We start from the raw sequence: 22846 nt of genomic DNA, 5'->3' as shown, positions 1-22846 counted from the left end.
AGGCTTAAGCAGTTTGTAAGTAATTTGCAAGTGAGGTGTAAGTGTATAAAGTCACTTACAAGTCACTTACACCTCACTTAGATCTCACTTGCAGCGCGATTCCAAATGGTGAAAAATTCGGTTGAATTTACCAAGATCCTTATCTCTCCAACCATACAAAAAAAGGCCGTATACTGCTGTGTATACGACCTCTTTAAAATTTATTTCGACTAAATGTATGTATTATCTTCTTCCTGAATTTCCTCGTTCCGAACGTCCAGAATTACCACCGCCATTAGATCTTGCGGCAGGTTGGCTAGAACGGCTTGAGCTTCTTTCCACAGCTGGTCTACTTTGAGAACCTCTTGACTGGGATTGATTACTCGTTTGGAAAACACGGTTCTGCGTTTGTGGTCTGCTTGAACGTTCCATTTGTTGAGAACGCTGCGGACGACTTTCCTGACGTGGAGCTGCTTGCCTTGGAGATGATTGTCTCGGAGCAGACTGCCTTGCAGTTTCTTGTCTCGGAGCAGTCTGTCTTTGTTGACCTCTGCTCATCGATTCGCTTCTTCTTGACTGTTCAGTGGGACGAGTCGTTGTACTTCTTGTGTTTCCTTGAGAACGCTCGGTTCTACTATTAGCGTTGTTAGAGTTGCCAATACGCATCACACGTTGACCGTTTTCATCCTTAGTAATATTATAGTTTCCACTTCTTGAAGATGAACGAGAACTTGAGCTTCTATTACCTTCAGAACGAGAGATGGTACCTCTATTACTTTCTGAGCGAGAACTTGAGCTTCTATTACCTTCTGATCTAGAGATGGTACCTCTATTGTTCGAAGGGCTACCTATTCTTGCTGAACGGTTTGCTCTAGCAGAGTTTCTATCCGGACGGTACATATCTACCGAGTTTCTTCCAACGCGACTTACAGAACGATCGCGGCTAAAATTCACATTTCTTACATCTACACGTCTACCAAGTCCACGTTCGATATCACGACGTGATGGTCCACCATAGTAATGGTTGTTATTAACGATATAGGTGTTGTTGATAATCGTAGTTCTGTTATAGATATTACGGTTTCCGTAAGACCAGTAACGAGACATATGGTTATCATAGATACGACCGGTAGGTAGGAATAACCAAAGATTAATCGGTAAACCAATATTAACGGTTACAGAAATACCAGGCGACATTGGAGCCCAACCGTAGTATCCACCACCATTACGCCAATTTACCCAAGCCGGTCCCCATTCATATCCAGGGATCCAGGCCCAGCCACGATGGCTACGGTGAATCCAACGACCATAGTGGAATGGAGCCCATCCCCAGTCGTAATTAGAAACCCATGTGTTACCATATTCGGTCATGGTCCAATAGCCATTGGTTCCATAAGGACGAAAATCGCGTCCTTCATTAGGATACCAAACATCACCATATTCTGGGTCTCTATCCCAGTCGCCATAGGGGCTTAATTCATGATAGAAGTCATCAAATTCCAAATCATCCTCATAATAACCTTGGGCGGCTGCATTTTTTGCAGAAAAAACAGCAAATAGCATGAATAAAATTCCTGCAAAAATTGTCGAAGTGTTTAAATTTTTCATATGCCAACCAAATTAAGTTTTCGCTTATTTTGTCAGTATGACCTTAAACGAGAAGGAAAGGTTTAATAGTATAATTTTTTTGTCAAACTTTTTTGGCTCAATTGCTGTATTAAGGAATAATGGCTTTGAGAAATTTTGGGAAAAAATAAATTTGTACATTTGCCAACGAATATTACCAATGCTGGAAAACAGGAAGAGTAACATAATCATTCATTAATGGCAAAAAAGATAGAGACCTTACTCCTTGAATTTGCGAAGATCCATCGATTCTTGATGCGCTTCTTCCGCGAAGTGGTAAGTCCCCCATTTGAGTTTAAGGAAATTATCCGTCAGTGTTATGAAATCGGATGGAAGTCATTTCCCTTGATTAGTTTAACCGGATTTATTGTGGGCTTTGTATTTACAAAACAATCCCGACCTTCTTTGGAGGATTTTGGGGCCACATCCTGGCTTCCGAACCTGATCTCCATTGCCATCGTGAGGGCATTGGCACCTTTGGTAACCGCCCTGATCGCATCGGGTAAGGTGGGGTCGCAGATCGGTGCCGAATTAAGTTCCATGAACGTAACGGAGCAGATCGATGCGATGGAAGTTTCTGGTACCAATCCTTTCAAATTTTTGATTGCCAGCAGGATCCTTGCTACCACCTTGATGATTCCTGTTTTGTGTTTTTATGTGGCAGGTATTGGTCTAGCAGGTGGTTATTTAAGTATCATCTCCAAGGATCAGTTAAGTATATTGAGTTTTATTACCCAAGTCTTTGAATCCATCACCGCGAAAGATGTATTTGCGATGGTGTTCAGAGCAGTGGTATTTGGTTTTACGATTGGATTTGTAAGTACATATGTAGGTTATTATTCTACAAAAGGTACTGAAGGTGTGGGTAAAGCGGCCAACGCGGCGGTTGTTGCCTCCATGTTCATTGTATTTATTGAAGAATTGCTGATCGTACAGATTCTAGCCTTAATAGGATAACATGGAACAGAAAAAGAACGTAGAGATCGATTATAATGATGCCGTGATTCATGTAGACCATGTGAGCAAATCATTTGGAGACCTGCATGTACTGCGTGATGTCGACCTGAAATTGTACAACCGCGAGAACCTGGTTGTTCTTGGGCGTTCTGGTACCGGTAAATCCGTATTGATCAAATTGATCTCCGGATTGTTGAAACCAGATGCTGGAGATATCCATGTTTTGGGCGAGGTGGTCAATCATCTAAAAGAAAAAGAATTAAGGGAACTTCGATTGCGGATTGGATTCTCCTTTCAGAATAGTGCCTTGTATGATAGTATGACGGTTAGGGAGAACCTAGAGTTTCCTTTGGTGAGAAACAAAAGAAACCTAACCAGGGCAGAGATCAACAAAGAAGTGGAAGATGTGTTAGATGGCGTTGGGCTATTGCGCACGATCAACCAAATGCCATCCGAACTGTCCGGTGGACAACGAAAAAGGATCGGTATTGCGCGGACCTTGATTTTAAGACCCGATATTATGATGTATGATGAACCAACAGCGGGACTTGACCCGATTACCTGTTTGGATATCAATTCCCTGATCAATGAGGTTCAGGAACGGTATAAAACATCATCCATTATCATTACCCATGACTTGGCCTGTGCAAAAATGGTCGGTGACCGAGTGGCCATGTTATTGGACGGACGTTTTGAACGCGTAGGTAAATTTTCGGAAATATTTGATACAGAAGATGAAAGGGTGAAACCTTTCTATGATTATAATTTTATTGTATAACAGAGTTTATGGCAACAACAGATAGAAAACGATCCATAATCGTTGGTTTGTTCACCTTTATTGGATTAATCATTTTAGTGGCTGGTATCTTGGTATTGGGTACTCAACAGAATAAATTCAGTAAGAATTTAACAGTTACGACCTATTTCAAGGATGTTAAAGGATTGAAAGTTGGAAACAATGTTTGGTTTTCCGGTGTAAAGGTTGGGATTATCAAGGAGATCAGTTTTGAGAGTGTAGAGAATGTGAAGGTGGTTCTGAATGTAGAGGAAAAATCGAGTCAATTTATCCGTAAGGATGTTATTGCGACCTTAAGTTCAGATGGTTTGATCGGTAATGCGATCATCAGTTTGGTGGGTGGTTCCGAAGCTTTCCCACAGATTGAGGACAATGATGTCATCAAATCCGGAGTTTCTGGTGGTATGGATGCTATGTTGGCAACCCTACAGGTTAACAATGAAAACCTATTGGAAATCACCAAGAACTTTGCCATGTTATCGAAACAGATTTTGGATGGAAAAGGAACAGTAGGTGCGCTGATGACGGATGATGAGATTGCCAATAACCTGAAGAAAACCGTTGTTTCCTTGAATGGAACCATGACTACAGCTAATGCAGCGGTAAATAATTTATTGACCTTATCTCAGAAATTGAACAACAACGAAGGATTGATTCATGATTTAACCACCGATAAAGAGGTTTTTGCGAGTTTGAGACAATCTGCAGCACAATTGCAGGGAGTAACTCAAACGGCATCTGCTTTGATGGCCAACCTGAATGAAACAACCGCTCGATTGAATGATAAAGACAACGCGATCGGTGTGTTGACCAATGATCCAGAGGCTGCCAATGAGATCAAGCAGATCCTACGGAACCTGAACATGGGTTCGGCGAAGTTGGATGAAAATATGGAAGCTCTTCAGAGTAACTTCCTATTGCGTGGATTCTTCAAGAAAAAGGCGAAAGAAGAAGCTGAAGCAGGCGTAGATAGCTTAAAAAATTAAGCTTAGATGATTACAGAAAATGATATCCTTTTTGAGGATAACCATCTTATTGCCATTAATAAACTTGGTGGTGATATTGTTCAGGTAGATAATTCAGGTGATCCTTCGATGGAGGATATGCTGAAGGTTTTCCTGGCGAAAAAATATAATAAGCCCAATGATGCATTTGTTGGGGTGATCCATCGCTTGGATCGTCCGGTAAGTGGGATGATTTTATTTGCCAAGACCAGCAAGGGTTTGGATCGGATGAATAGGCTGTTCCATGATCGTAAGGTCAGGAAAACTTATTTAGCTGTTGTTCGCGAAAAGCCTAAGGCGATGAAAGGAACTTTGAAAAACTGGTTGTTGCGGGACAGGAAGAAGATGGTGACCAAAGCCTTTGATCGGGAAGTGAAAAATGGGAGTTATGCGGAGTTGGATTATGAGGTAGTGGGAGCTCTGGATGGGTTTTATCTGTTGAAGATCAATCCGTTGACTGGAAGAACACATCAGATCCGGAGCCAGCTTTCTTTTATGGGCTGTCCGATCGTGGGGGATAATAAGTATGGGTATCCTCGCGGAAGCCAGTTAAGGACTATTTGTTTGCATTCGAGGTCTTTGGCGTTCAAGCATCCGGTGAAGGAGGAGGAAATGATCGTGAAGGCTCCATTGCCGAAGGATGGTTTCTGGGAGAAATTCAATGTTTTATTGAAGGAGGATATCTGATCGTTGGTCTGCTAAGATCTGATCGTTGGTCTGCTGTGGATGTTTGATATTAGTTAAGATTTATACGTAACTTTATAACATGAAATATTTAAGAGCCCTGAAGTTGAGTCTAATTGCTTTGCTGCTTTGTTTGTCTTTTGTTTCTTTGCCTACGGTTAGTTCCGCGCAATGTGCGATGTGTTCATTAAATGCAGAGAACAGTACAAAGGATGGCAATACGCAAGGGAAGGGATTGAATGCGGGGATATTGTTCCTATTGGCGATGCCATTTCTTTTTGGCGCTGGTATGGGAATTCTTTGGTACAAGAAATACAGAACACCTTCGGAGAAATCTGGGTTTAAGATGACGGAAGGGTTAGAGAAGTAAATTTGTTAGGGAGAGCCAGGGCATTGGGAGGTGTTGCGTCATTGCGAGGCCTACGTCATTGCGAGGAACGAAGCAATCTTTCGATTAATTTAAAGATTGCTTCGTCGTACCTCCTCGCAATGACGGGAAGAGTCCTCGCAATGACGGGGAAAGCTACCTACTCATGATTAATATACTGCATCGTACTATCAAAAATAAACGCCTTATCCGGAAACTGCGTTCCAATAACAGCTTGAATTTCCTGCAAAACCTCCTCTTGAAACTCCACAATCTCTTTTTCGCTATTCAACGTCACCTGCATACAATACGTCTGGCCTTCATGCGGCGAATTCAACATCTTCAAAAATTTGATGTTCTTGCCTTCATGCGCCTTCAATTGAGTCCTGATCCAAACCAGCAGATCATGATGAACGCTGTCCTCCATAATGATGGAAATGTTATATAGAAACATAAAATATGATTTTGATATCTGCTGTAAAATTAAGGTTGCAAAAGTAACTTTTCCGTATTTTTTTTTAATATTTGAGAAAGGGATAAAATAGTATATGAAAGGGAATGCTTTGATTTTTGTAATAATCTTGCTTGGGATGTTTATTTCTTGCAAGCAATCGGACAGAAATCAACCGATTATCCCCGTGGAAGATTTCTTTGTAAAACCCGATAAGGGATCTTTCAAATTATCACCCGATGGCAGCAAAATTGGCTATCTGGATGTACATGACCATTGTAAGAATATTTTTATCCTGGATCTACAAAACCCCGATTCATCCAAGCAACTGACCTATCAGGCCGACCTGAATGTGCAGAGCTTCTTTTGGCTGGATAACAAACAGATTGTCTTTTCCAATACCCAATCAGCGGCAGATAGCCTCCGATTGTTCTATATCGATGTGAAGACCGAAAAACGGTCCCCATTATTATCGCCCCAAAAGTCAAGGTTAAGATGGATCAATCCCATCAAAGTGAATAATGGTGCTGTTACTGTAGCGATGAATAAACGGGATTCTTCTCTTTTCGATCTCTATAAAATCTATTTTGATGGTCGTAAAGAGGAATTGGTCTACAAAAATCCGGGCAATATTGTTTCCTGGATCGGCTCGCCGGATGGGGTGGTGAGATTGGCAATGACCAGTGACAGTGTACAGGAATCCGTGCTATACCGTGCTTCCGAAAGCGCAGCTTTTAAGGAGGTCATGCAGAACAATTTTGAAACAATTTTCATTCCATTGGGATTCAAAAAAGGCGCTATGGAAACCGTATATGCCCTATCCAATCAGAACAGAGATAAACTTGCTTTGGTCGAATTTGATGCAAGTCAAGGAAAAGAGGATAAATTACTGTTCATGGAAGAAAAGGGAGATCTATCCTCCGAAGGATATTCCCATCAGGTTCAAGAAATGGCTTTCACCTCTTCTTTTACCAATAAATATGAAAAACGCTTCTTCAATCCCGTGTACGAAGATGTATATAAAGACCTGAAAAAGAAATTCGATGATTCGGAAATTGGTTTTGTGGATGCAGATCAGAAACTGGAAGGTTTCATTGTACGTGTTTACAGCGACGTCCATCCAGGGGAGATCTACTATTATAACCGCTTGACCAAAACCTACAAATTATTGACAGAGGATAATCCGAAATTGAAGGATAAAGACTTCAATAAAATGGAGGAACTGGTTTATCAGACCCGTGATAATAAGACCATCCATGCCTACATTACCTATCCAGGGAATAAAACGAAAGATGTACCTGTTGTTGTATTGGTCCATGATGGGCCGAACCGACGCAGCGATTGGGGCTTTGACCAGGAGGTGCAATTTTTGACCAATAGGGGATATGCGGTCTTCCAAATCAATTATAGAGGTTCTATGGGGTATGGAAAGGAATTCTGGACCGCTGGTTTTAAGGAATGGGGTGGTAAGATCCAATCGGATATCTCCGAAGGGGTAACCTGGTTGATCCATCAGGGGATTGCCGATAAGAACCGTATTGCCATAATGGGTTCCGGTTTTGGGGGTTATTCGGCGCTCTACGCTGCAGCCTTCAATCCAGGATTGTATAAATGTGCGATTTCATCCTCTGGATACAGTAATCTATTTACCTATTTTAGGGAAATCCCAGCCCATTTACAGCATTATGTGCAGTTGTATTATCGGATCATCGGAAATCCAGAAAAGGAATCCGAACTCTTCCAGGCGATCTCACCTGTTTTCCATGCGGATAAAGTAAGAATGCCGGTCCTGTTTTTCCAAGGCGGAAAAGATAAATACAGCTCGGTAACCGATGCCAACCAATTTGTGGGCAAGTTGAAAGCCAACAATGTGCCTGTACGCTATGTTTTCAAGAAGGATGAAGGGAAACGCTTTAGAAACGAGGAGAACGTAGTGGAATACTACCAGGAAATAGAGCGTTTTTTGGCTGAGAATTTGCGTTAATTAACTTAACATGATCAATAGGACCAGTAAATATCGTAAGAACTTAGGTTTATTGATAACCTTTTTCTCCTTTCTGACGATCCTATACATCGTTTCGGTCTTTGTGGCGCGACGGACCATGACGAATTTCGTGGAATCTGAATTCTTTAATAGAAAGGCCGATGTCTTTGATAGCAGCCTAAAAGCCTATAATAATTTCTTCAATAACGATATTCCGGAAGTCTCCAACTACCAAGGTTATCTGGACTCTGTACATGCCATCACCTATGCTGAAAAAATCTTAAGAAAAACCCCTTTCTTGGAGGAAGTGGTCTTCTATGATGTGTTGTTCAGTAATTTAAATGAAGGGGTACGTGGTGTGAGGTTTCAGAACCTATTGATCTATCCTCGATCTATCTTTTCCTTCCACCTGAATGAAGAGAACAAATTGATCAAGAACAGTCTGACCGAAAGCACAAATAGGCCATCTTCGGATGATTTCAACAATATGGCCATCAAAATGGTGAATTTTTTGGAGGTTTTGGATGATTCCACTTCCCTTTCCGAAAATGATATCTATCGGATCTTTTATAACACGATGCCCGGGAAGATCACCTTTTTGAACATCCCTCGGGTAAATGCCCTCCGTGCCTATAAGGGTTTGATGGAGGATACCAGCAATATTTCCCAAGCTTATGACCAGGATTTCTTTGTGTACAAGGTAAATCCGCAAAAGATAAAAATCGTCAATACCCAAGAGCGCTTGTATGAGAAGGTAAGGATTCTGCCGATCGCCAATCCAAACCTGACCGAAGAGCCCTCTTACCTTACTACCGATATGCCCTTGCCAAACGCCTTATCGGACTATAAACTGCAGTTTGATTCCTCCGAACAACATCTCCGGGGCGAGATAAACCGCCGATTTTTCCCTGTAGTGTTAGGGATATCTTTAGTTTATTTTATTTTATTGTTAATAATTTACTTGATTTACCGTAATATATCAATCAACAGCAGGCTGTTTCAGCTGCAGTACGACTTCATCAATAACCTGACGCATGAGTTCAAGACCCCGGTGAGCGTGATCAAGATTGCAGGTAATAATATCAAAAGTGCGGAGAAAATATCCGATCAGGAAAGGAATATGTATGGAAGGATCTTGGATCAGGAAGCGGATAAGTTAAATAATTTGATGAATAAACTGCTGTCTTTCACGCAGATAGAAAATAAATCCTTAAAATTTAAGGGAGAATACGTGGATTTGAACAGTTTTTGCGAGGAAATATTTGATGCAACACGTTTGAAGTATCCCGATTTAAACCTGAGTTATCGAATTCAGGTGGTGAATCAAATGTATACCGATCCAGTTTTATTGAATTCCGTGTTTCAGAATTTAATCGATAATGCTTATAAATATTCCGAAGTTTCGAGAAAATTTATTGATATTAGTGTTGAGCAAATCAAAAGTAATTTTGTGATCGTGTTTGCCGACAAAGGAATCGGGATTGAAAAACAAGAATTAAAGAATATATTTAAAAAGTTTTACAGAGTAAAGAATCAATTTAATCAGGGTGGCAGTGTTGGATTAGGCTTGGCATTTTGTAAAGAGATTACTGAATTTATGGGTGGAGAGATCAAGGTAAGCAGTGTAAAAGGTGAAGGAACGACATTTACCCTGGTTTTTCCAAAATAATTCGAAGCAAACTATGAATAAAGATATAAAAATTGCAGTTGTTGAAGATGATGATAACTTACGCTTCTTGGTAAGTCATCGCCTCCAGACAGAGAATTTTCAGGTTATTCAATCAAATAATGGTATAGAAGCCGAGAAGATCATCTTGGATGAGCGTCCAGACATCGTTCTGTTGGATTGGATGCTGCCCGGGAAAGAAGGTATTGATGTGTGTGAATCGGTTAGGAAGGCAGGGTTTGAGAACATCATCATCATGATGACGGCAAAATCACAGGACATTGATAAGATTGATGCCTACAGCTTCGGAGTTACCGACTACATCACGAAACCGTTCAACATGGACGTGTTGGTTGCCATGATCGAGAATAAGGTGCGCTTTTTCGTGCCGAAATCGCAGAATGAAGTATACCACTTTGGCAATACCGAGCACCATCCGAATGTGCATTCCCTGATCAGGGATGGCAAGAAGATTGAGTTGACCATCTTAGAGAACCGTATCCTACTTCATTTCCTGCAGAATAAGGGCCGTGATATCACGAGGGAAGAGTTAATGGAAGTGGTATGGGGCTATAGTTCCAATGTGAATACCAGGACCTTAGATATGCACGTGGTGCGGTTGCGTAAGAAAATCGAGACCAATCCGGACAAACCATTCTACCTACAGACGGTGCGTGGATTAGGATATAAATTTATCAACGACGAGGGCGAGGAAACCGCCTAAAAATTTGTTTTATTAAAATATTTTATATATCTTCGTCAGAAGAGCAAGACCATGTTGTCCTTATTTGGATAGTGTGGTCTTGTCTTTTTTTTGTTAATTAAAATTATTCATTAAAGATCGCGTAAAGGGTTAATATTATGGCAGAAGTAACGTATTACACCGAAGAAGGTTTGACCAAATTAAAGGAAGAACTTCAATACTTAAAAACAGAAGGAAGAGCAAATATTGCGAAGGCAATTGCAGAAGCTCGTGATAAGGGAGATTTGTCGGAAAATGCAGAGTATGATGCTGCAAAAGAAGCTCAAGGGCTTCACGAGGCGAAGATCGCGAAATTGGAAGAGGTTTTGGCCTCTGCACGAATCATCGATGAGTCCAATCTGGACACGTCGAAGGTGCTCGCACTTTCTTTCGTAAAGATTAAAAACAAGAAGACCGGGGCAGTGATGTCCTATCAGTTGGTTTCCGAAACGGAAGCTGACCTGAAGGCAGGGCGTATTTCGGTGAAGTCGCCAATTGCACAGGGTCTTTTAGGCCTGCAGGTAGGTGACGTCGCGAAGGTGGATGTGCCTGCTGGTCAAATGGAATTGGAAGTCTTAGAGATTTCCCGATAAATTTATTCAGGTTATGTGCGGTTTGCCATAACCGTATGTAATTTATGAGAATGCCTCCAAATCTTGGGGGCATTTTTTTTAGCGGTCAAAAAGGCCGTCGAGATGTACAGAAAATTCTTATCTTTGTTACTCACGAAAAACGAGTAGTTTATGTCTACAATATTTTCAAAAATTATAGCTGGTGAGATCCCAGCGCATAAGGTTGCCGAAAGTAATGATTACCTAGCCTTTTTAGATGTTAATCCATTGGCCGAAGGTCATGTGCTAGTGATACCGAAAAAGGAAACAGATTATATATTCGATATCGATGATGAAGAATATATGGGCATGTGGGTTTTTGCTAAAATCGTTGCTCAAGGAATCAAGAATGCCTTTCCATGTAAGAAAGTAGGGGTAGCGGTAGTAGGATTGGAAGTGGCACATGCGCACATCCATCTGATTCCTTTGAATAATGTTCATGACATGAACTTTGAAAAACCCAAGTTGAAACTGGAAGATCAATTGATGTCGGATATCGCTGAGAAGATTCGTGAATCAATCTCTTCCATCACAAATCCTGCTTAACTAAAAACATATGCAAGAATACTTGTTGTCTTTTCAACAATTACTAGATGCTGAATATTTATTAAGCCACGGTGGATTTTACATCGTTTGCCTTATTGTATTTGCTGAGACTGGACTCTTTTTTGGATTCTTCCTACCTGGTGATTACCTCCTGTTCCTAGCGGGCCTATTCTGTGCCCTGAATAAAATTGATGTTGACATCGTAACCCTATATTTTGGTATCCTGGGGGCGGGGATACTCGGTAATTTCACGGGCTATTGGTTCGGTCATCGAACGGGCCCTATGCTCTTTAAACGAAAGGATAGCTTCTTGTTCAAGCGCAAATATGTGATCATGGCCGAGGAGTTTTTCCAGAAATATGGTGGAACTGCATTAATCATAGGTCGTTTTGTACCTATTATTCGTACATTTGCCCCGATATTTGCTGGAGTAGTGCAACTTAACTTCAAAAAATTCGTAATCTATAATGTATTAGGGGCGCTTTTATGGGTATCCTTATTGACATTGACAGGTTATTATTTAGGAATAGAATTCCCTTCCATCATTAATTATGTGGAATATATCATCGTAGGATTGATTGCTATTGCATTTTTACCGATTGCGATCGCCCTATTGAAGAAATGGTTGAAGAATCGAAAAACGAAAGACGAAATAAACAAACAGTAGAAAATTAAATGAGTACACAACATCCTTGGCATCAAGTGTCTCCTGGTGAGGACTTACCAAATTCCGTTAATGCCATTATTGAAATCCCAAAAGGTTCAAAAGCGAAATACGAAATCGATAAGGACAGTGGTTTGATCAAATTGGACCGCGTTCTATTTTCATCCGTGATGTATCCAGCAAACTATGGATTCATTCCTCAAACGTATTGTGATGACAAGGATCCATTGGATATCTTGGTGTTATGTTCGGTAGATGTTTATCCAATGAGCTTGATCGAAGCGAAAGTGGTTGGTGTTATGCACATGATCGATAATGGTGAACAAGACGATAAAATCATCGCTGTTGCGAAACACGATATGTCGGTAAACCACATCAACGATCTTTCTGAACTTCCTCCGCATACCATGAAGGAGATTGTTCGTTTCTTCCAGGATTACAAAGCTTTGGAAGGTAAAAACGTATCGATTGAAAATCTTTACGGACGTTCATATGCTCAAAAAGTAATCATGGAGAGCGTAGAACTTTACAATACCGAGATTAGAAACAAATAATATTTTTATGAATCTTAACCTACTTTGGTCTATATGCCTAGTATTGTCAAATAGTGTTGGGATTACAGATATTCAGCAACATCCTTGGCACAGGGTTTCTCCTGGCAAGGATGTTCCTCGTTCTGTAACCGCTGTGATCGAGATCAAACAGGGGAGCAAAACGAAATATGAGATTGATAAAGAATCGGGGATGTTAAAGCTTGATCGAATATTGAAGACAAGCATGGTATACCCCACCAATTATGGATTTATCCCGCAATCTTACTGTGGCGATAAGGATCCATTGGATATTTTGGTGATCTGCTCCGAAGGATTACAGCCAGCCAGTTTGGTGGATGCACAAGTAATCGGCGTGATGCGAATGACCGATTCTGGTGATCAGGACGACAAGATAATTGCTGTCGCCAAACATGATGCCGCTATAAACCATTACAAGGATATCAAAGATTTACCAGAACAAACCATGAAGGAAATTGTTCATTTCTTTCAGAACTATAAAACCTTGGAAGGAAAAACCGTAAAAATCGAAAAAATAAGTGGGCGAGACTCCGCACAAACTATTATCTTAGAGAGTTTAGAATTATATAAGAAAGAATTTGGTCAAATAAAACCTCATCATGGCAATTGATATATTTTGGACTATTTTTCTTGTGCTGGCTAACGGATTCTTCGTTGCCGCCGAATTCGCTATTGTAAAGGTTCGTGCCTCCCAGATCGAGTTACAGGCTAAATCGGGCTCTAAAGTGGCTCAGATCGCCAAGAATATCACCGAACATCTTGATGGTTACCTGGCTGCTACGCAATTGGGTATTACCTTGGCTTCCCTAGCCCTGGGTTGGGTCGGTGAAGCAGTGATGACCCAGATCGTTAACCAGATCTTTGGGTTCTTTAATGTGGAATTATCCGGTAAATTAGCGACTAACCTTGGCCACGTATTGGCATTTAGTATCATTACCTTTTTACATATTGTTTTTGGTGAATTGGCTCCTAAGTCGATCGCGATCCAGAAACCTGTGGCCACCACGATGAAGATTGCCCTTCCTTTGCAATTCTTCTATTATATCTTCCGCCCGATTATTTGGTGTCTGAATGGTTTTGCCAACTTCCTGTTACGCCTGATCGGTATACAGGTCAGTGGCCATGAATCAAGCCATTCCTCCGAAGAGTTACAATACTTATTGGAGAAAGGTAAGGAAAGTGGTGCGTTGAATTTTTCTGAGCATGAGTTGATTAAGAATGTATTTGATTTCAACGAACGTATCGTGAAGAACATTATGGTTCCCCGCACGAAGATCATCGCTGTTGAACAGCATGATACGGCAGAGGACTTTATCAATACCGTGACGGAAGAGGGCTATTCCCGTATTCCGATCTATGACGATAATATTGATCAGATCATTGGGGTTGTCCACACCAAGGACATCCTGCCCTTGGTCGTGAAAGGCAAGGAAGTGGTGCTGCGCAACATCATGCGGAAACCTTATTTCATCCCGGAGACCAAGAAGATCAATGATTTGATGACCGAGTTCCAGTTGAAGCGTATCCAGATCGCTTTTGTATTGGATGAATTTGGTGGTACAGCCGGTATGGTGACCTTGGAGGATATTGTGGAAGAGTTGGTAGGTGAGATCCAGGATGAGTACGATGAGGAGACTCCAGTAGTGGAGCAGATCTCTGAAACGGAATTCATGGTGGATGCCGGTTCCAGTGTTCATGATGCGAATGGCTATTTGCCATTGGAGCTTCCCGAAAGCTCGGATTATGACACGGTTGCGGGATTGGTGAGCCATCTGTTCGAAAAGATCCCTGATGTGGGCGATAGTACGGAAGAATTGGGTTACCGATTTACCATCATCAAAAAGACCCAACAGAATATTGAATTTGTGAAGTTGGATCTGATCGAGACGGCCAACGACGACGAAGAAGATTAATTGAATACCCGTGCATTTATTTTACACCGCAGATATACAAACTGATCAAAAGCAGTATCAGCTTTCTGAGGAAGAAAGTAAGCATGCTGTTCGGGTGCTTCGTATGCAGGTTGGAGATCAGGTGCAATTGGTAGATGGTAGGGGCGGTTTGTTCCTTGCCGAAATTTTAGACGCACATCCAAAACGAACGTTATTAACCATTCTTTCTTATACAGGAGATTTCCAGAAACCTGCTTATCATCTGCATATTGCTGTAGGACCAACGAAGAACATCGATCGTATCGAATGGTTCTTGGAGAAGGCCGGAGAGATCGGCATCCAGGAAATCACGCCGTTGATCTCGGAGCATTCCGAGCGGAAGGATGTGAAGATAGATCGCTTGAACAAAGTATTGGTATCCGCCATGAAGCAGTCGCAAAAGGCTTATTTGCCTTTGATAAACGAGCCTGTAGCCTTTGATGTGTTTGTAAGGAAGATGGGGGCTGTAGAGGGCCTTTTTAAGGCTATAGCACACTGTGAGGAGGATGAGGCAAAGAAATACCTGAATCAGGAATTTCCTGCTGGAAAAGATTACTTGATTTTGATTGGTCCTGAGGGCGATTTCTCGCCATCTGAAATAGAAACAGCCTTTTCTGTAGGTTTTGTTCCGGTTTCTCTTGGAGAAGCCAGATTACGCACAGAAACGGCTGCCTTATATGCTTGTACGGAAATCGCGCTGCTTAACCGGGGTTAATTCCTCAACCGTAGGTTCATTTTCTTGTCTTTTCTAGTTGACTAACACAGCATCCACGATCTGGATTTCTGCATTTCCTTTTAATGGTTCCGGATTGAAGACCATTTTTCCTTTTATTTTGATCGGTTCATCCGTGAACTTCACTGTTCCTTTTTTCATGAAGATCTCCACCATTGGTGGAATACCATTAGTTCCACAGAATTGGCATTGGGTGATCGGTAAGACCGAAAGCATGAAGGTGCTGTGGTTTCTACCTGAAACCAAGGGAACGATATAGCCCGGAAGATCGACAATGGTGTTTTCTAGTTTCTTCAATACCGGTGGGTAGGTTGGGGTATACACCTTTTTATTTCCTTGGGTGGATACCTTATACATCATTTTATCGATTGCTTCCCAGGTTTTGTTCATCATCGGGGTGTGGTCAGGGATCTGTTCCCCACCAAAATTTCCGATCTGTGCTTTTGCGAATGTTACTGTTATGATCAGCAACAAGAAACTCAATATGATTTTTTTCATGTTATTTACTTCCTAAAATACTTGATATGGTGGTACCATACGCCTTGATAGCTGGAATGATCGATGCAACTACACCAATCAGACAGGCTGTCAACAAAATTAACCATTCTTTGCTATAAATCTGGAAAGCCTGGATAAAATCAGCACTTTGACTGGTCTGCGTACTGATGAAATATAGTCCAAGATGACCTAAGATCAAGCCTAGAATGCCTCCAATCGCCGTAATCACTAAGCCTTCGACAATCAATAAGGTGAATAGTTTAATTTTACTTGCTCCCATGGCACGCATGATGGCTAGGTCGTATTTACGGTCTTTCAACGCATTGTACAAACTGATAAAGACGCTAAGACCGGCGATGATCATGATGACATAGGCTAAGATTTCCAAAGAATCTATTCCTACACCTAATAGGGAGAACAATCTGGCAGTTTCCAATGCAGGAGATGCTGCCTGCATACTGGTGGATTGGTTGATCATTTTAGGGATCACGCCGATTGCGGCTGGCGTGCGGTATTTGACCAATAGCGCAGTGATCTCTAATCCTGAATCTTTCACTACATCATCTGCGATGCTTTTTACGAAGACATTAGGCCTAGGTCTTTCAGAAACGATGCTATCGTCTGCTGGAGCGGATTGAGTTGCTTCAGATGCGTGGTCGTGGTCATGGTCTGCGTGGTCATGTCCTTCATGACTATCTGCTGCATGGTCGTGATCCTCATGGCTATGTGCTGCGTGGTCATGGTCATGATCTTCTTCCGTATGTGCATGGTCATGATCCGCATGATCGTGTCCCTCATGATTGTCTGCATCATGATTATGCCCTTCATGGTCATGATGTTCGTGGTCATGGTCATGATCATCATGTTTAATACCGTGTACATCCCATACACTTTCCAGGTTGGATAATAATAAATTATCTACTATAGAACCTGAAGGTTTTAAGATCCCTACGATCGTAAAGGGATGCTCATCATGAATATGTGCATTTTCCGCCAATCCATGTGCGCCATGAATTTGATCGCCGATTTTAAGTTTGTTCTTTCTGGCAGTTTCACTTCCGATGACCACCTCATAGCTTTTACTCCAGATTTTTCCTTCTGCGATGGAAAGCTCATACATGGTCATAAAACTGGTGTCTGTACCTACAATGCGGTGGCCCTTGAAATTATCTCCAAGGGAGATGGGCACCGCCATATCAATCATCGGGTTATCCTTTAGTTTTTCTGCTTCGGATAAAAGAATATTGCCAGTTGGATTGTCAATATGATAAAGTGCAGATAGGATCAATTGCAATGGGCTTCCTTTTGCGCCTACAACCAGGTCGACCTGTTTACTGTTATTGTCCAATTGCTTTTCGAACGTATCGCTGGTAATATATATACTGCAAAGAATAGCAACTCCAAAAGCTGTTAGGATGATACTTAACAAGGTGGAGCCCCATTGTTGGGAAATGTTTTTCCAGACTAATTGTAATGTGTTCATCTTATTGGGCTGCTAATAAATAATTATGTTGGAATTCGTCTTTTAATCTTTTGTCATGCGTGGATATCAATAAAGTACTTCCTTGTTCGGAGGCCAAAGCTTTCAAGAGCTCGATCACTAAATAGGTGTTTTTATCGTCCAAGGATGCGGTGGGTTCATCGGCCAAAAGGATAGCCGGTTTATTGATCAGTGCCCGTGCAATCGCCACTCTTTGCACCTGTCCACGACTTAATTCATTTGGAAGCCTGGTTGAAAATGATCCTAATTGAAGTTTATCCAATAACAACATGATCGCATGTTCATCTACTTTTTCTCCTGCTAGCGATTGGGCAAGCTTGATGTTCTCCATCACGGTAAGATTTTTCAGCAGATGAGCTTCCTGAAAAATAAATCCGAGATGCTTGGCCCGGAATCTATCCAAACTACTTTCGGAAAGTTGATAGAGGTTTTGACCTTTAATTGTTACAGAACCGGTGCTTGGATAAGAAAATCCTCCGATAAGATTCAAAAGAGTTGATTTACCGGAACCGGATTCGCCAAGGATTAAAGTATGTTGCTGATTGGAAATCTGCAGATCTTCAAAGGCAAGATTTGCTCCTTTTGGATAGGAAAAGGAAAGATCAGCAGTTTGTAGGACGATTTCGCTCATAAAATAAACTTTGTTGCAATTTAACAATTCTACTCTTTTTAAGCGAATTAATATTATTGTTGGCAATTTGCTGCTTCTTGTTACAAAAGCTATATAAAGGTTAATCGATGTAATGTGTTTTTAACAATTTTTTAGCTTTAACGACCTTATTACCGTAAACAAATCTCTTGTTAATAATAAGATAATATATCCTTAACTATGTTGTAACACTTTGTCTCAATATTTGCCCCAACAAAAAACATAAATTTGAGATAAATGAAAAAGAAATTATTTTTTGCTCTAGCAATTGTTTCATTAGGAGTAACATTAAGCTGTTCAACAAGTGATGATCCAACTCCAAAACCTGAACCTGGGAAAGATGTAGAAAAAAGTGGATTGCTTACAGCAAATGAGACTTGGACTGCTGGGAATATCTATATCTTAAAAGGAAAAGTAGTTGTAGCAGAAGGAACTACATTAACAATTGAGCCAGGAACAATTATTAAAGGTGCTCAAGGTACTGAAGCTAACGCATCTGCATTAGTAGTTGACCAAGGCGCAAAGTTAATTGCAAATGGTACTGCTGACAAGCCAATCATCTTTACGTCGATTGATGATAACATCAAAGTTGGTCAAAAAGCTGGAACTAACCTTACAGAAGCGAACACTGGCCTTTGGGGTGGTGTAATTGTTTTAGGTAATGCGCCTATTTCTGTAGCGGGTGATGTGAAAACTAAACAAATCGAAGGTATCCCTGCAAACGAATCTTATGGCCAATATGGTGGTACAAATGCAGCTGATAACTCTGGTTCATTAAAATATATCTCTATCCGTCACGGTGGTATCACTATCGGACAAGATAACGAAATCAATGGTTTAACTCTTGGAGGAGTAGGTTCAGGAACTGTAATCGAAAATATCGAGATTGTTGGTAACCAAGATGATGGTATCGAGTGGTTCGGTGGATCTGTAAACGCAACTAACTTGTTGACTTGGGCAGCTGGTGATGACGGTTTAGATGTTGACCAATCATACTCAGGTACTATCAAAAATGCCTTAGTAATTAAAGGTAAAGATAGCGATTCAGCGTTAGAGTTAGATGGCCCTGAAGGTTCTAAAGCTACAGAAAAAGGCTTTACCATGGAAAATATCACTATCAATAATAACAATAATACTAGCAAGATCGCTGATTTAAGAGACGGGTTAATTGCTAACCTTAAAAACATCCTTGTTTATAATATTGGTACTGGTTCTACAGTAAAAGTAAATGGAGCAGATTCTCAAGCTGAATTGAAAGCTGGAAGAATTACTTTCTCGAACTGGGAAGCAGTTTTACCTCAAGGGTTAACACTTGATAAATTTATCGATGGTGCAAATGGTGAAGAAGCTAAATTTGTTTCTAACGCTAAAGCCATCACTGCAGTTGCAGACGCTAAAACTGGAGCTAATGTTTCCGTATTTGGTTGGACTTACGCCAAATCAAAAAACGCATTCTAATACCCTAATAAAAAATTACATATCCGCTTTCTCTTCTGAAAGCGGATTTTTTTAAAATCCTTTTTTTAATCATTCAAATGTTTAAAGTTACTAAACTTACTTTTTTAATATCATTCTTTATTTTCATTGCGGCAGCAGCACATGCCCAATCTGGAAAAGTAAGCGGAACAATTAGAGATGATGCTGGTAATGCCCCTTTAGCAAACGCTACGATTTCGGTACCAAACCTATCATCCACCAATTCTGATTTCGAAGGTGATTATACGTTAGAATTACCAGCTGGAAATCATACCTTAACGGTAAAATATCTTGGGTATGCCCCAAAAGAAATTAAAGATGTTGTTGTAAAACAAGGTCAAGTCGTGCAAGTGGATGTAACCTTATCCGGTGAATCCAATGCGATCAGTGAGGTTGTAGTAACTGTGTCTGCTCGTAAAAATACGGAAGCATCGGTATTAAATATGCAGAAAAACGCTGGAGTCTTAATGGACGGTCTTTCTTCACAATCTATCAAAAGAAGTGGTTCTTCAGATATTGCTGCGGCAGTTAAGGCTGTTCCAGGAGTATCTGTTCAAGATGGCAAATACGTCTTTGTTAGGGGGTTAGGAGATCGATATTCAAAATCCATTCTAAATGGTGTAGATATTCCAGGATTGGATCCAGATAAGAACACAGTTCAAATGGATATCTTCCCTACTAATATTTTGGAAAATGTTATCGTTTATAAATCAGCTTCTGCTGAGCTACCTGCTGATTTTACAGGTGGGGTAGTAGATATTGTAACAAAAGATTTTCCATCACAAAAACAAATGGGAGTTAGCTTCTCGCTAGGAGTCAACCCTGATATGAGTTTTAATGATAATTACTTAAATTACAAAGGTGGTAAAACTGATTTTCTAGGTTTTGATGATGGTAATAGAAAACTACATGTAAACCCAAAAGAAGATCTTCCAAGACCAACTTCAGCAGATAATAGTGGTATTGAAGCTATTACAAAAACCTTTAATCCTTTAATGGCCCCAAAAACAAGTACTAGCTTACCTAATTTTTCATTAGGTTACTATTTTGGAAACCAATACCAGGTAGGTGAAAACAAGTTGGGTTTAATTGCTTCTATCGATTATCGTAACTCTACGGAATTCTATCAAAATTTTAGGAATGGAATCTATCAAAAACCTCAAGAACGTACAGAGTTCGAGATCTTACCTGATAGAACGCAATTCGGTAATTTAGGTTCTAATAATGTTTTATTATCTGGATTATTGGGATTAACTTATAAAACGGAAAAATCTAAATATTCCCTTAACCTTTTGAGCATTACCAATGGACAATCAAGTGCCGCGGTTTTTGACCAAGAAACTAGAATTTCTAATGTGATCAATACACAAAAGCAGAATTTGGAATATACCCAAAGAAACGTTACGAATTTGTTGTTGAGTGGAAAGCATAGTAATGAAGATGCTAGCTTTTTAACGGAATGGAAAGTTTCTCCAACCATCTCACATGTGAATGACAAAGATATTCGTTCGACTACTTTTGTGAAAAATTCAGATGGTTCCATGTCCATTAATACGGATGCTGGATTGCCTAATAGAATTTGGAGAAACCTAAAAGAAGTAAATCTTGTCAACAAAGTTGATTTTATCAAAAAACATCAACTGTTCGATAATGCTGCCCAATTGAAATTTGGTGGATTATATAGCTTTAAGAAAAGAGATTATAGTATCCCTACCTACCAGATCATGAATCTGAATGTTAACACCAGGGATTTGAATGGAGATCCAAATCAAATCTTAACACCAGAGAATATTTGGACCGTGGAATCTAATTCAGGATACTATTTTAGTGGAAGGTCACAACCACAAAACCAGTTTGATGCTACGCAACATACGTTAGCGGCTTATCTGTCATCTGAATTCAAACCAATGGAAAAATTAAGAGCCATTGTAGGATTAAGAGGTGAAAAATATTTGACCTTGTTTAATGGTACAAACAGCATGGCTTCTGAAGTTTATGATAATAAAAAGACCATTGATAAACTTGATTTATTTCCATCTGTTAACTTGATTTATGGGGTTCAAGAGAACCAAAACCTAAGGGTTTCTTACTCTAGAACAACCGCTCGTCCTTCATTCAAAGAACTTTCTGTTGTACAGATCCCAGATTTATTAACAGGAGTTATGTTTTTAGGTAACATCAATTTAGTTCCTACTTATATCAACAATTTGGATTTAAGATATGAGATGTTTGGGAATGCCGCACAGATGTTTGCCGTAAGTGCATTCTACAAAAAGTTCAAAGATCCTATTGAATTAGTGGCTTATTCATTCGAGTCTCCAGAAAACTTTACACCAAGAAATGCTCCTAGTGCAGAAGTATATGGTTTGGAATTTGAAGCTAGAAAAAACTTTGGATTTATTTCTGAAGACCTTACAGGCCTAAGCTTAAATGCGAACGTATCTATCATCAAATCTAAAATTGATATGAGCAAGGTTGAAGGCGGTGAATACCAATCAAGGCAACAATTTGCTAGAGAAGGTGAAACCATCGAAGATAGCCGCGTATTGCAAGGACAGTCTCCATATTTGATCAATGCTGGATTGAACTACAACAGCACCACATTAGGTTTGGAAACTGGAATCTTTTACAATGTTCAAGGAAAGACATTAGAAGTGGTTGGTTTTGGAAAGAACTCCGATGTATATGTTCAACCGTTTCACAGTCTGAATTTCAATTTGTCGAAAAAACTAGGTCAAGCTCAAAGAAACGTCCTAAGAGTAAGTGCAGAAAATATCTTAGGAGCTGAGAAGAAAAGTATCTATGAGTCCTATGGATCTGCTGATAAGGAGTTTTTATTTAGAGCTCCAAGAAGAACATTCACTGTAGGATATTCTTACAATTTCTAAGAAGACGAAAATAATATCGCATAAAAAACAGCCTCCAAATCTGTAGGGCACTGAAAAAGTCCTCTTTTAGATTGGGCAAAAAAAGGAGTAGAAAACAACAGTTTTCTGCTCCTTTTTTCGTATCTTAAAGTAGGCTTTAACGGACATCAGGATGCTCTCTACCCAACAAAAAATACAGTTCAGTTCCTATTCAGGATTGTACGATATCATTGTCCCAAAAGACAATCTACTTCGCAAAATCAACGATCTTATCGATTTCAGTTTTATACATGACGAACTTTTGGAGAAGTATTGCCGGACCAATGGACGCAACGCTGAAAGTCCAATCAAGATGTTCAAATACCTTCTGTTAAAGACTATCTATACCGTTTCAGATGTCGATGTCGTTGATCGCTCCAGATATGATATGTCCTTTAAATATTTTCTTGAAATGGCTCCTGAGGAGGATGTGATCAATCCAAGTTCGCTCACTAAATTCCGTAAACTACGATTAAAGGACATGGATCTATTGAACCTGTTAA

General features: G+C 40.2%; 23 protein-coding genes. 18 read left to right on the top strand and 5 right to left on the bottom strand.

What is annotated here, in order from left to right; all coding sequences use genetic code 11:
* Positions 1-222: 222 nt before the first annotated feature.
* On the bottom strand, positions 223-1587 hold the full coding sequence (locus CRJ00_RS07100; RefSeq protein WP_099366176.1) for a DUF6600 domain-containing protein: 1365 nt from the start codon (positions 1585-1587) through the stop codon (positions 223-225).
* A 216-nt stretch (positions 1588-1803) separates the two neighbouring features.
* Here CRJ00_RS07100 and CRJ00_RS07090 point away from each other — a divergent pair, with 216 nt between their 5' ends.
* The 5 genes from CRJ00_RS07090 to CRJ00_RS07070 all read left to right on the top strand — a co-directional run bounded on the left by CRJ00_RS07090 (position 1804) and on the right by CRJ00_RS07070 (position 5416).
* On the top strand, positions 1804-2562 hold the full coding sequence (locus CRJ00_RS07090; protein ID WP_099366174.1) for an MlaE family ABC transporter permease: 759 nt from the start codon (positions 1804-1806) through the stop codon (positions 2560-2562).
* A 1-nt stretch (position 2563) separates the two neighbouring features.
* Positions 2564-3340, top strand: coding sequence for an ABC transporter ATP-binding protein (locus CRJ00_RS07085; protein ID WP_099366173.1), 777 nt, complete (start codon positions 2564-2566; stop codon positions 3338-3340).
* Positions 3341-3348: 8 nt separating this feature from the next.
* Positions 3349-4344, top strand: coding sequence for an MlaD family protein (locus tag CRJ00_RS07080; protein WP_099366172.1), 996 nt, complete (start codon positions 3349-3351; stop codon positions 4342-4344).
* A gap of 6 nt (positions 4345-4350) precedes the next feature.
* Positions 4351-5049, top strand: a complete 699-nt coding sequence (locus CRJ00_RS07075; protein WP_099366171.1) for an RluA family pseudouridine synthase — start codon at positions 4351-4353, stop codon at positions 5047-5049.
* Between the two features lie 79 nt (positions 5050-5128).
* Positions 5129-5416, top strand: coding sequence for a hypothetical protein (locus tag CRJ00_RS07070; RefSeq protein WP_099366170.1), 288 nt, complete (start codon positions 5129-5131; stop codon positions 5414-5416).
* Positions 5417-5573: 157 nt separating this feature from the next.
* Here the strand turns inward: CRJ00_RS07070 and CRJ00_RS07065 are convergent, their stop codons facing one another.
* The gene (locus tag CRJ00_RS07065) at positions 5574-5867 is read right to left on the bottom strand and encodes a DUF4286 family protein (RefSeq protein ID WP_099366169.1); all 294 of its coding nucleotides are present in this window, start codon (positions 5865-5867) and stop codon (positions 5574-5576) included.
* 136 nt (positions 5868-6003) lie between these two features.
* On the opposite strand from CRJ00_RS07065, the gene CRJ00_RS07060 reads away from it, so the two are divergent.
* The 10 genes from CRJ00_RS07060 (at position 6004) to CRJ00_RS07015 (ending at position 15295) form a co-directional block, all read left to right on the top strand.
* Positions 6004-7848 (top strand): S9 family peptidase, encoded by a 1845-nt coding sequence (locus CRJ00_RS07060; protein ID WP_257213714.1) that lies wholly within the window; start codon positions 6004-6006, stop codon positions 7846-7848.
* A gap of 10 nt (positions 7849-7858) precedes the next feature.
* Positions 7859-9517, top strand: a complete 1659-nt coding sequence (locus tag CRJ00_RS07055; RefSeq protein WP_099366167.1) for a sensor histidine kinase — start codon at positions 7859-7861, stop codon at positions 9515-9517.
* A gap of 13 nt (positions 9518-9530) precedes the next feature.
* Positions 9531-10238 (top strand): response regulator transcription factor, encoded by a 708-nt coding sequence (locus CRJ00_RS07050; protein WP_099366166.1) that lies wholly within the window; start codon positions 9531-9533, stop codon positions 10236-10238.
* Between the two features lie 137 nt (positions 10239-10375).
* Positions 10376-10849, top strand: a complete 474-nt coding sequence (greA, locus tag CRJ00_RS07045) for a transcription elongation factor GreA (protein ID WP_099366165.1) — start codon at positions 10376-10378, stop codon at positions 10847-10849.
* A 150-nt stretch (positions 10850-10999) separates the two neighbouring features.
* Positions 11000-11413 (top strand): HIT family protein, encoded by a 414-nt coding sequence (locus tag CRJ00_RS07040; protein ID WP_099366164.1) that lies wholly within the window; start codon positions 11000-11002, stop codon positions 11411-11413.
* Positions 11414-11423: 10 nt separating this feature from the next.
* On the top strand, positions 11424-12080 hold the full coding sequence (locus tag CRJ00_RS07035) for a DedA family protein (RefSeq protein ID WP_099366163.1): 657 nt from the start codon (positions 11424-11426) through the stop codon (positions 12078-12080).
* Between the two features lie 8 nt (positions 12081-12088).
* Positions 12089-12631 (top strand): inorganic diphosphatase, encoded by a 543-nt coding sequence (locus CRJ00_RS07030; RefSeq protein ID WP_099366162.1) that lies wholly within the window; start codon positions 12089-12091, stop codon positions 12629-12631.
* A gap of 7 nt (positions 12632-12638) precedes the next feature.
* Positions 12639-13259, top strand: coding sequence for an inorganic diphosphatase (locus tag CRJ00_RS07025; RefSeq protein ID WP_099366161.1), 621 nt, complete (start codon positions 12639-12641; stop codon positions 13257-13259).
* Entirely contained in the window at positions 13249-14562 is a 1314-nt protein-coding gene (locus tag CRJ00_RS07020) for a hemolysin family protein (protein ID WP_099366160.1), read from the top strand. The genes CRJ00_RS07025 and CRJ00_RS07020 overlap by 11 nt, the downstream gene beginning before the upstream one ends.
* A gap of 10 nt (positions 14563-14572) precedes the next feature.
* Positions 14573-15295, top strand: coding sequence for a 16S rRNA (uracil(1498)-N(3))-methyltransferase (locus CRJ00_RS07015; RefSeq protein ID WP_099366159.1), 723 nt, complete (start codon positions 14573-14575; stop codon positions 15293-15295).
* Positions 15296-15328: 33 nt separating this feature from the next.
* Here CRJ00_RS07015 and CRJ00_RS07010 read toward each other — a convergent pair whose 3' ends face one another.
* From CRJ00_RS07010 to CRJ00_RS07000, 3 genes are read right to left on the bottom strand one after another with little or no spacing between them, the layout of a single operon-like run.
* Complete coding sequence (locus CRJ00_RS07010) at positions 15329-15811, bottom strand: hypothetical protein (RefSeq protein WP_099366158.1); 483 nt, start codon at positions 15809-15811, stop codon at positions 15329-15331.
* A 1-nt stretch (position 15812) separates the two neighbouring features.
* Entirely contained in the window at positions 15813-17294 is a 1482-nt protein-coding gene (locus tag CRJ00_RS07005) for an ABC transporter permease (RefSeq protein WP_099366157.1), read from the bottom strand.
* A gap of 1 nt (position 17295) precedes the next feature.
* A complete protein-coding gene (locus CRJ00_RS07000; protein WP_099366156.1) occupies positions 17296-17943 on the bottom strand; it encodes an ABC transporter ATP-binding protein in 648 nt (215 codons plus the stop codon).
* A 255-nt stretch (positions 17944-18198) separates the two neighbouring features.
* Between CRJ00_RS07000 and CRJ00_RS06995 the strand changes: the two genes are divergently transcribed.
* The 3 genes from CRJ00_RS06995 to CRJ00_RS06985 all read left to right on the top strand — a co-directional run.
* The gene (locus CRJ00_RS06995; protein WP_099366155.1) at positions 18199-19419 is read left to right on the top strand and encodes a hypothetical protein; all 1221 of its coding nucleotides are present in this window, start codon (positions 18199-18201) and stop codon (positions 19417-19419) included.
* 77 nt (positions 19420-19496) lie between these two features.
* Positions 19497-22325 carry a TonB-dependent receptor gene (locus CRJ00_RS06990; RefSeq protein WP_099366154.1) on the top strand — a complete coding sequence of 943 codons (2829 nt, stop codon included), beginning with the start codon at positions 19497-19499 and terminating at the stop codon, positions 22323-22325.
* A 151-nt stretch (positions 22326-22476) separates the two neighbouring features.
* A partial coding sequence (locus CRJ00_RS06985; protein WP_144038118.1) for a transposase occupies positions 22477-22846 on the top strand: 370 nt, incomplete at its 3' end.

It is taken from the genome of Sphingobacterium sp. 1.A.4, from assembly GCF_002734245.1.
Lineage (GTDB): Bacteria > Bacteroidota > Bacteroidia > Sphingobacteriales > Sphingobacteriaceae > Sphingobacterium > Sphingobacterium tenebrionis.
The sequence above is the reverse complement of the archived record's forward strand: the minus strand, read 5'-3'. Positions and strand labels throughout refer to the sequence as shown.